5 protein-coding genes are annotated in these 11,477 nt (G+C 44.6%); 2 read left to right on the top strand and 3 right to left on the bottom strand.

Annotated features, from left to right (window positions below; all coding sequences use genetic code 11):
* Window positions 1-183: 183 nt before the first annotated feature.
* Window positions 184-1,149 carry a polysaccharide deacetylase family protein gene (locus I595_RS16015; RefSeq protein ID WP_172675968.1) on the top strand — a complete coding sequence of 322 codons (966 nt, stop codon included), beginning with the start codon at window positions 184-186 and terminating at the stop codon, window positions 1,147-1,149.
* A 70-nt stretch (window positions 1,150-1,219) separates the two neighbouring features.
* Window positions 1,220-2,095: a nucleotide-diphospho-sugar transferase gene (locus I595_RS16010; RefSeq protein ID WP_217997201.1), complete on the top strand. Its 876-nt coding sequence runs from the start codon at window positions 1,220-1,222 to the stop codon at window positions 2,093-2,095.
* Between the two features lie 17 nt (window positions 2,096-2,112).
* On the opposite strand, the gene I595_RS16005 is transcribed toward I595_RS16010, so the two are convergent.
* The 3 genes from I595_RS16005 to I595_RS15995 all read right to left on the bottom strand — a co-directional run bounded on the left by I595_RS16005 (window position 2,113) and on the right by I595_RS15995 (window position 11,379).
* Window positions 2,113-8,439, bottom strand: coding sequence for an Ig-like domain-containing protein (locus I595_RS16005; protein WP_083467649.1), 6,327 nt, complete (start codon window positions 8,437-8,439; stop codon window positions 2,113-2,115).
* Window positions 8,440-8,955: 516 nt separating this feature from the next.
* On the bottom strand, window positions 8,956-10,281 hold the full coding sequence (locus I595_RS16000; RefSeq protein WP_054560463.1) for a UDP-glucose dehydrogenase family protein: 1,326 nt from the start codon (window positions 10,279-10,281) through the stop codon (window positions 8,956-8,958).
* Between the two features lie 75 nt (window positions 10,282-10,356).
* Entirely contained in the window at window positions 10,357-11,379 is a 1,023-nt protein-coding gene (locus I595_RS15995) for an NAD-dependent epimerase/dehydratase family protein (RefSeq protein WP_054560462.1), read from the bottom strand.
* Between the last annotated feature and the right edge of the window lie 98 nt (window positions 11,380-11,477).

Genomic DNA, 11,477 nt, shown 5'->3' with positions numbered 1-11,477 from the left:
TTTTCGATACTTCGTAGGAAAAAATCACTCGAATTGACGAATTTTCATCAAAATGCACAATGGGTAATTTAAAACCTTTTCCCTATATGTTCCCTTGGTTTTATAATGCAGCTTTAGGCACACTACAGCGGTTGTATTCTTTGCATGGTAGTACAAGTTCCCGGAGGTTAAGCAAGAAAAAAAGTGTTTGCTGATAGGGCCATTACATATACTTTTGTCCGTATTTTGTCGTTCTTTACCGTTACAGCAACACCTATTATGAGCTACTGTACCACGTTTACCGAATTTCAGCGTTATTTGGGCCGTTCCCCAAGGTATTATGCAAGGCGTTTGGCTTTGGATATCCTGCATATTTTGGAATCCCCTAAGTATAGAGGAAATTTTAAGCAACCTAGAATTCATTTTTTATACATCCATCATATTTTTGAGGACGAAATTGCGAACTTTAGGAAACTTGTGCATGAGTTGGCCACTTCGCATACCTTTATCACCCATAGTGAAGCGGTGCAGCGCATAAAAGACGGCACGGTGGACAAGCCTTATTTGGCCTGGAGTTCTGATGATGGCATTCAAAATAACCTGAACGCTGCAAGCGTTTTGGAGGAAGTGGGCGCAAGCTGTTGCTTTTATGTAAATCCGTTTAGCATCAACCTCACCGACGAGCGAGCGATAAAACAGTTTTGTGCAGAAAAACTGGATATGCCACCCGTACCCTTTTTAAATTGGTCTGAAATTGAAGTCCTACAAAAAGCTGGGCATGAGATTGGCGCCCACACCTATGCACACGATCGGGTAAGCCAACTTAGTTTGGAAAATTTCCAAGAAGATTTTTACAAAACAGATACTATTTTAAAGCAGCATTGTGGTCCAATACAACATTTTGCCTACACCTATGGAACCTTTAATGACTGTGATGCCAAAGCCATGGACTTTGTGTATGACAGCGGATACGCCTCTGGCACCAGTGCGGTGAGGGGCTGCCATCCGCCAACGGGGTACCATGCAAAAGAGGGCCGTTTATTGTTACGCCGGGATCAGATTATTGGCGCTTGGCCCATTAGCCATTCCAAATACTTTATTTCCAGAAGTGTAAGACAAATGACGAGGGATAACCATTACTACCCTAAAACTTGGACAACTGATGGATAGCCAAGCTGCATTTAAAATTCCAATCCTGTTTATTATTTTTAACAGGAAAGGAGTGGCTTTGGAAACCTTGATGCAAATTAGGAAGATAGCCCCTACACAATTGTTCTTGGCCGGAGATGGGCCGCGGGACAACAAACCTGGTGAGGCAGAGCGGGTTGCTGCAACAAGAGCTGCCATATTGGATGCGATTGACTGGCCATGCGAAGTGAACACCTTGTTTCAGGAGACCAATCTGGGTTGTGGACTTGGGGTTTACCAAGCGATCAACTGGTTTTTTGAAAGGGTGGACATGGGCATTATTTTAGAAGATGATTGTAAGCCATTGATAAGCTTTTTTCCTTTCTGTGAAGCGCTACTGCAACGGTATAGAGACGATTTAAGAATTGGCGGTATTACGGGTTACAACCCATCCAAAAAGGAATTGATTAACGAATCCTATTGCTTTTCTGAATATGTGGAGAATTGGGGTTGGGCCACTTGGAGGCGGGCATGGCAAAATATGGATATGGAAATGTCTTGGTTGCAGGGACCGCACCGGAGGAGTATTATAGATAATACGGGCTTTTTAGGTAAGGACCACGGTTATTGGGAACACAACCTGAAGAAAGTGGCAGGGAAAAAAGTAAGTGCATGGGACATACAGTGGTGCTTTTCGGTAGCGGCCCAAAACCAATTGACCATTTATCCCCAGTGGAATTTAATTGAGAATATTGGTGAAGGTGAAGAAGCGACCCACACGGCAACGATAAGTCCTTTTTTAAATTATAAAGTCCACAAAGAATTGGATTTTCCGTTGGTACACCCTCCTTACACGGTACCCAATTTAACCTTTGACCGGGAACTTTTTGAACAGAGAAACAACCTGCTGGCAAAACTTGCCCGTTTTTTCCCCGAGGATATCAAATCTGCTGTAAAACGAAACTTACACAGGTTTAACAAGCACTGATGAAAAAAATCAGATAATTATCGTACAAGACTAAAATGGCCATTGAACCGTATGGGCCTGTTAGACAGTTCATCCACAAAATCTACGGTAAACCAATAATCGCTTGCCGGCAATGGACGGGTATTATAGGTGCCGTCCCAGCCGGTGCCCAAGGGGTCTAAACGGGTCAGCAGTTTGCCATTGCGATCGTAGATCATAATCTCCAAGGAGGAGGTGATGTTTAAATTTTCTATTCCCAAGGGAATCCAGGTCTCATTGATGCCATCTCCGTTAGGACTAAAAAAAGTGGGGTAATTAACGATTAAAAAAGGTGCGCTTTCCACCACGCTGCCGCAACCGCTGAGGGCACGTACATATCCCGTATATAGTCCACCATCCACATTTTCAAAAATATTGCTCTCCTGAAATGGGCCCTCTGCAGAGGTAATGCTGTATTCATATTGGTCAAATTCCAGTGGATTGTCCCCGGTGAGCAAGCGTACCCTATTGCCCGAGTCCAGCTCGTAGCCCTCGGCCGTTACCTCAACTTCCAGCCCAATAGGCTGCGGAACGGTTTCTACCGTGGTTTGGTAGGTGGCAAAGCCACCACACTCCGTTGTGGTGCCCAGCTGAAATACCTGTAGGCTATACGTTCCAGGTTGTGTTATCTGGAAAATGGCCTCCTCAATTCCGTCGCCATTGGTATCGTTGTCCGGAGTCCAATCATAACGAAAGCCCGGGCCTAAATCCACCCCAATGGCAATTGGGGCCACTGCCCCAGTAGCATCTGAACACAGGCTTATGTTTTCTGGGATGTCCAAGATGGGTTCTTGAAGCACGGTGAGTTCAAAACTACCTTCCGCAGCACAATTTGGGTTATCCTCGGCCACGGCCCGTACATAGATGGTTTGGCTAGTGGTGACCTGTGCGCCCGGGGCAAGGGTACTTCCATTGCCGCCTGGAGCGGTAAAGTAGCCTTGACCGGTAGCCAGTGGGGGCAATACAAAAAACTCGCAAGCCTCCGTATCGGGTATGGTAGGTAGGGTTGGAATAGCGGTTATCGTTAGAGTAACAGGGACACGCTCACTGGTGCAGCCCGAAACGGTTTCCGTATTTTGTGCATAATACGTATAAACGCCTGGTAAGCTGTCATTAGGGGTAATGGACGTTCCACTGGCAATTAGATTTCCCCCTACAAGGGCATCAAACCAATTGATGGTATCACCCCCAGAGCTGGGCAAGCTTACGGAAAGGGCAGGGTTAGGATTCCCTTCGCATACCATGGCATCCGTACTATTGGTTGGAGGGTCTAAAGGAGGACAGCTACAATCCGGGGCAATGGCCAAGGTATTGGCGCTGCAACCACCGTTATCTGCGGTAATGGACACGTTTATCCCTGCAGGTATACCCACAATCCGGTCATTGCCCAAAACGGTACCTATCGATGCAGTCAAGGTTCCCGTAACCGGGGAGATGACAACCTCATAAGTGGCCAAATCTGGCGCACAGGTTCTGCTTAGAATGGTAATATCGGGGGTTTCGTTTACCGTTACCACAAAGGCGTTTTCATCGATACAGTTAGGGGTGGAACCAGATTCCGCAAAAATATAAATGGTTTGTGTTGCCGTTACCGTCTCTCCCGCATTCAGCTGGGTACCTGTGCCCAAAGGCCCTGTGTAATAGCTATTTCCTGTGGATAAGGCAGGTAATACGTAGTTATCACAAACGGCAATATCGGTAAGGGTATCCGCAGTGGGAGATTGCGTAATGGTCAAGCTAAGTTCAATTCTTGCACTGTTACAAGAATTGGTACTGTCAAAGGTTTCGGCATAATAGGAATACACCCCGGCTGCCGTTTCCGTAGGGGTAAAGCTCGTTCCGGTGGCAATGGGTGTTCCCCCTACAGCTACATCATACCAATTAATAGTATCTCCGCCTGAGGCAGGCAGGTCTACCGTTAGGGTGGCCGTGGCATCGCCGGTACAGTTAAACCCATTAATGGGGTTCTCTGGAGCATCCAAAGGAGGACAAGAGCAGTTAGGAGCGGTAATGATAGCGTTGTCACTACAGCCATTTTCCGTTACGGTAATAGTAACGTCCGTACCCGCAGGGATATCTACTATCCGATCGGTACCCAAGACCGTTCCCACGGTACTTGTGATGGTACCTGTGACTGGCTGAAACAGTACGTCATAGGTCAGCAGGTCCGTGGAGCAACTGGTGGCCAAAATGGTTACGGATGGGGTAGGGGTAATGGTTACCTCAAAGCTACTTTCATCGGTACACGCCGGACTGGTAGCGGACTCCGCAAAGATATAGATGGTCTGGGAAGTGGTGATAACATCACCCGCATTTAGAGGGGTTCCCGTACCCCCAGGGCCAGTATAATAGGTGTTGTTTGGACTAAGTACCGGTAAGGTAAACCCGTCGCAAATGGAGGGCTCGTCTGCCAAAACATCTGCCGTAATGGCGGGGTGGATGGTAAAATCTACGGGCAATCTAGCCGTGCTGGTGCAGCTTGAGGCCGTTTCCACCGCCTCCGCATAGTATGTATAGCTTCCAGGAGCCGTATCCGTAGGGGAATAGCTAAGTCCAGATGCCAAAGCGGTTCCCCCAGTGGCCGTTGCATACCAATCTATACGATCGCCAAGCCCCGCAGGGTCTAATTCCGATGAAATGTTAGGGTTTGTTCCGCCCTCGCACACTGCGGCCCCAACAGGGTTAATCGGAAGCGTAATAGTGGGGCAGCTGCAATCTGGTGCGGTAAGGGTCAAATCCCTAATACAACCGTTGTTATCCACAGTGATTATCAAATCCGTTCCTGCCGTAATACCAGTGACGAGAGTCCCCGCCAAAGTTCCTTCATTCACTGCGGTGATGTTTCCTGCGGTTAAGCTTATATCTGCATCATAGGTCAATAAATCCGCTGCGCAGGTCAGTGTGGTTAACACCGAATCTACAACAGGTTCAGCACTAACCATTATCGTTGCAGTAGGCGTTGGCGCCAAGGTAACTGTACAGGAGCCATCATCGAGGCCAATTAGACTGAAGATAACATCAGCGCTTGCCGCCGTGGCAACAATGGTAGCATTTCCGGTTCCATCCAGGGTAACTGTATTTGTCGTCGTACCCCCATCAAAACTATAGGTCGCCACATGATTTGCCCCACCTCCAGTCAATTCGAATACTGCATTTTCACTGACACAGATACTCGGGCTATTCACGTTAATTGTAGGGATGGTAGGTGCTGGTAATACACTTAGCGTGGTGCTACTTTCATCGTAGCAGAGATTGTCATCCCCTGTAACACGCACACGATATTGATAGGTATCAAATACTGTCCCAGCTGCGGTAATGGTCATGCTGGCCGTATCGGTGCCGGAATAGGGGGCGGTATTGGATAAAACGGTCCAAGTGGTGCCACCATCGGTACTCTCCGCCCATTCGTAAAAAATGGTCGTATTTGTACCTGCCCTACTGGCCACTATGGTAAACACCGCGTCCGACCCCTCACAAACGGTTATTGGGTCTGGCAAGGGGGTATCAATTATGGCAGGTTCCGCAAAACTTCTAACGTTGGGGTTCACCGGTGTGGTATAGCCTGTTTCACTGGTGACGATTCCATTACCATCTACGGTAGGTAAACCAATACCTAAAATACCATCGCGATCACCATCTGAATAACCGGCTTCAATGGAATCTGGACAACCATCATTGTCGGAATCAAAATCGATACAATCTGGAATTTCGTCGTTATCGTAATCCATATTGATTCGTATAAAGTCATAGTTTCCTGACCCTTGATTTCTTGCAAAGTTGGCAATATGTCTTATTCTTAAAAGTAAATTTTGACCTATCGCAGGAGATCCCGCTGGAATCGTAGCTGTGAAAGAAATGTCTGTCCATGTGCCGTTCGGAGTTTCGTGAGGATCTACCAATCTCGTCGAGATAACCTGAAAAACACCTCCCTGAATATAGCCTGCCTCCAGGCGGGTAGTACCATCATTTCTAAAGGTATCATTGTAATCCAGACCGTCGCCAATGGCAATTGTTATGATATATGAACCCTCAACCATATTAACTGCAGATACGGTTTGCGTTAAGGTTCCCGTTCCGTTAATAAATGCGAATTGGTCATTGTTGTAGGCTGAGGGACTAACATTATTGACATCTAAGTTATCAAATTGTAAGGTGCCATCCGTGCTGTAATTTGGCGAATAAGGTAAACCGCTTAAGGGACTATTGTATAAATCAGCGTTGACAAGATGAGATCCCGTAATTGAAGGGTCACTGGCAATCCAAAAATCTAAAACTCCCGTTCCACCTGGCCCTGGACCAGTAGAGAATGGCTCTGGTAACGTCGGGGGTAAATAAATAAAATTATTTGATGGAAACTCAAAATTATAAGGTTGCTGGGCTACACCTTGAGAAGTTAAATGACAATCTTCGTTTAGGTCTGTTATTCCGTCATTGTCGTTATCCCTATCCTCTTCGTCCCAGTCTGTAAAACCATTAGTCAGAAAATAATAGCTGTCTGAATCTGTAAAAGTGTCATTATCGGTATCATTGGTTGCACAGGCATTGATTGTAGCATCAAAGTAAGCTTCTCGCAAGCCTGTATATCCCGAGGCAAATCCAATAACACGGCCGTTACTTAAGTTTATTCCAGTGCCTAATAGCTGTCCACTTCCATTATCTATATGTCCTACCTCACTAACATCTGGGCAGTTTACAGTATCTCCGTCACTGTTAAGATCTTCACAATCGGGGATGCCGTCATTATCTCTGTCTCGTACCAACCGTACATGGTCGTAATCACCTCTACGCTGGAATTGCCCATCGTTTTGAACATGTTCTATTTGGATTCGAATACCTTCTCCTAGAAATGGGCTTAAAGGTGGAACAGTTGTGGTAAGGGTAAAATCTTTCCAGACCCCGTTTGGAGTTTCCCACCCATATATAGGTCTACTGTTTATTGGTATAAAATTTCCTGAGATGTCATCTGCGTATCCCATAGAAATAATAGTAGTACCGTCATTTCGAAAGTTATCATTGAAATAATCGATACCGTCTCCAATAGAAACGGTTAAGATATAAGACCCTTCTTCGTAGGATGCAGTTGTGGTTCGCATAGTTACCGTTCCATTACCGTTGATAAAGCCATACTGTCCCCCTTCGGCAGCAGCAAAATAATCATCTATACCATTTGGGGTAACAACGCCACCACCAAAACCAGAAGTTGAATCAAAGGTCCAGCCATCTTGCGGAAAAGTTCCGGGTAAATTATTTTCAAAACTTGAATTTATTATTGGAACCTGACACTCAAAGCGATCAAGAATCCCATCGTTGTCATCGTCCTCATCTAAAGCGTCAGGAACATTGTCATTATCATTATCCTCATAACCTGGTAGGCAAGTCTGAATACTTGAGTCAAAAACGGCTACTGTACTACCTTGATATCCACTTAAAGCACCAGTCACTATACCACCAGTATTTCCAGTACCATCTAATTGTCCTAGAATTAACGGGTTTAGGCTGGCTACATGCCCAGCTTCCGTAGCATCAAAACAACCGTCATCATCAGAGTCTACCTCCACGCAATTGCTGATACCATCATTATCGTCATCCCGTTGTAGCCTGATATAATCCAGTCCAAGACCCACCCTTCCCGGCAGCCCTGTGTGGCTTATACGAATTAAAATGCCTTGTCCAAGTTCAACATTACCAAAATTTACGTTCCAGTTAAGGCGTAACTCATTCCAACCTTCTATTAATTGGGTGGGGCCATCAATATCCAATGCTGCTCCGGGTATCGGATTGAATGCACCACTGTTTTCACCGTAGCCCAGTTCTATACGTACGCTACCCGGGTCTAAAAATGCATTGGGTACCACTCCATTTGGTGGAAGGTCTCCAAGTGAAACGGTAAGAATATAGTTCGTTTCTTCATACACTGAGGTAGCATTGAGGGTGGTTACCGTAATCGTCTCATTAAATGCTTCTATATCAAGGTAATTTGGACCGTCGGCTCCAATAAAAGGCCCATCATTTGCTGGGGAAACCACCACAGAATTGTTCAGTGTGCCATCGGCAGCCTCAACAGCCCAGCCAGTGGTACCTGATTCGAAGCTGAAATTAGGGATTACAATTTCGCAATCATTACGGTCTAAAATCCCATCGTTATCGTCATCTGGATCACAAGCATCCCCAATCCCGTCGCTGTCCGTGTCCAGATTGTTGGGGTCTGCAATTGTCGGACAAAGATCTAATAAATCATCAATGCCATCAAAATCCGAATCTTGTGCCAATGTATTTATTGAGTAAAACAGAAAAAATATGCTAAGGTATAGTGTTCTCTGAAGCATAGCAGGTCATTTAATTCTTCGGGTTAATTATTGAGGCTTTTCCGAAAAATACAGTTAAAAATAGGTCGTCATCGTTTATATGCGGTTAAAAATCGTTCAACGCACAAATTTATGGGTTGATCAGATGAATGGGGTGTAAAAAAATAAAAAGTTATCCACTGAATGTGAAGGGGTTGTGCGAGAATGATTTGCTCAATTCGCAGCTGGCCTTTGGGTTTGCCCTTTAGACCTAATGAGTGGCCAACATTCAAAGAAGGTGATTCATAAAAACAAAAAAACGTCAATCTGCTGACGCGGATTGACGTTTTAATCTTTCAAGGATTTTAAACCCATTGTGCATTTTGATGAAAATTCGTCAATTCGAGTGATTTTTTGATATGAAGTATCGGAAAATAGTATCGAGAATCAGAATTTTAGCATTGAAGCCTTGTTCTCGATACTTTTTCTTCCAGAAAAAACTCGAACTGACAGTTTTAACTCTAAAAAGCATTCAAAATGCACAACGGGTATTTTAACTTATTTCTTACCAATTTGGTAGTACTCAAACCCCTTATTTTCTAGGTTAAGGTTGGAATATTGATTACGACCATCAAAAATAACGGCCTCTTTTAACCTATTTTTAATTTCCTCAAAATCTGGGGAACGGAATTCCTTCCATTCCGTTAGCAATACCATGGCATTGGCTTCGTTCAAAGTGTCGTATTTAGACTCGCAGTATTCGATGTCTTTCACCCCTTTAAGGTAAAAACTCTGTGCCTCATGCATGGCCTTGGGGTCGTATGCCTTGATTTTGGCACCTTTTTCCACTAGGGCCTTGATGATATAAATAGCGGGAGCCTCTCGCATATCGTCTGTCTCCGGCTTAAATGAAAGCCCCCAGATAGCAAAGGTGTGCCCCTTAAGGTCCTTACCAAACTTGGCTACAATTTTATTGGCAATGACCATTTTTTGGTCGTTGTTTACTTTTTCCACGGCATCAATAAGTCTTGGTGTGTATCCATGCTGTTGTGCCGAACGTTTTAAGGCCTTTACATCTTTGGGAAAACAAGAGCCACCATACCCGCTCCCCGGATAAATAAAGCTATATCCGATGCGACTATCCGACCCAATACCGATACGAACCTTATTCACGTCCGCACCTACCAGTTCACAAATATTGGAGACCTCGTTCATAAAGGAAATTTTAGTGGCCAACATGGCATTGGCCACATATTTGGTCATTTCCGCAGAACGTACATCCATGGAGATAAAGGCATCCTTAATTCTAAAAAATGGTGCGTACAAGGCCCTCATGGTGTCCTCTGCCTCTTTGGAGGCTACGCCTACCACCACACGGTCCGGCTTTAAAAAATCACTAATGGCGGCACCTTCCTTTAAGAATTCTGGATTGGAGACCACCTCAAAATCAATGTCCACATTCCTAATTTCCAATTGTTTTTTGATTTCTTCATGCACTTTGTCCGCGGTGCCCACGGGAACTGTGGACTTGTCTACGATAATTAGCTTTTGTTGCATGTGCTTTCCAATGTCAGAGGCTACCTGCAGTACATATTGTAAATCTGCGGAGCCATCTTCCCCCATGGGCGTTCCTACCGCTATGAAGGCGATATCGCATTTTTTTAGACTGTGGGCGAGGTCTGTGCTAAAATGAAGGGTATTGTTCTTTACGTTTTTGATGACCATGGGCTCTAGCCCTGGTTCATAAATAGGGATAATCCCTTTCTTTAGGTCGTTTATCTTTTTCTCGTCGATATCAATACAGGTGACCGTATTGCCCATCTCGGCAAAACAAGTGCCGCTGACCAAACCTACATACCCTGTTCCTATTACAGTTAAATTCATAATGATGTTTAGTATCTACTATTTATAGTTTGTGAGATTTATCTTGATGTATTCTTGAACGTAAAAATACTTAGTTTAGTTTACAGGATAGTTTAAATACCAAGAAACAAATCTATTTATTCCGTCTTTCAGATCAATGGAAGCTTCAAATTGAAAATCGTTGCTAAAGGGCAAGGTGTCCGCCCAAGTTTTGGTGACGTCTCCGGGTTGTGCATCAACGTACTTTAGCATCGCTTTTTTGTTTAAGGCAAGTTCCAATAGTTTTATAAAATCAGCAAGTGCATCCGGTTTTCCCTTGCCAAGATTATACACCCGGTGTAGGCCTGATGTTGAGGTCTCTTTTTCCAGATAATGAACTACCCTGGACAGTCCTTCGGTAACATCATCAATATAGGTAAAATCACGTGCCTGTTTTCCATGGTTATACACCTGTATGGTTTCTCCCCCCAAAATAGCTTTGGTAAATTTAAAGTAGGCCATATCCGGTCTTCCCAGCGGTCCGTAAACGGTAAAAAAGCGAAGCCCAATGGATTTAAGTCCAAATAGGTGGCTATACGTATGGGCCATGAGTTCGTTACTGCGTTTTGTGGCAGCGTAAAGGCTTATTGGCTCATCTGCTTTGGTGGAGGTTTGTAAAGGCATCACCTCCGTGTTGCCATATACACTGGAACTACTGGCATAGACCAATTTGGAAATGCCAAGATTCCGACAGCCTTCTAGTACATTAAAAAATCCATTGATGTTAGACGCGATATAACTCTCAGGATGATCTATGCTGTACCTTACCCCGGCTTGTGCCGCCAGATGGATAACCATATCCATGGGGTGGGATTTGAGCACCTTATCTAGTTGGTCCCGCTCACAGATGTTCAGCTTGTAAAACAAAAAATTGGGGTATTTCCTAGATTCCAGCTGGGAGTTTTCTTGGGTAAAATCCGGTTCCTTTAATCCTAATAATATAAGCCTTTGCTCTTTTAAGCTAATGTCATAGTAGGTATTGACGTTATCCACCCCAATTACCGTATGGCCCTGCTGAAGTAATTTAAGGCAGGTATGAAAACCTATAAACCCCGCCGCACCTGTTACTAAAATAGTCATGTTTTCCAATCAAGGTACAAAGATAAGCAGCATTTTGATACCTACTAGGTCGCCATAATCCAATTGCCACGATTGAATTTCAAGAATCTGTTCTTAAA

Source organism: Croceitalea dokdonensis DOKDO 023, assembly GCF_001306415.1.
Taxonomy (GTDB): Bacteria; Bacteroidota; Bacteroidia; order Flavobacteriales; family Flavobacteriaceae; genus Croceitalea; species Croceitalea dokdonensis.
The sequence above is the reverse complement of the archived record's forward strand: the minus strand, read 5'-3'. Positions and strand labels throughout refer to the sequence as shown.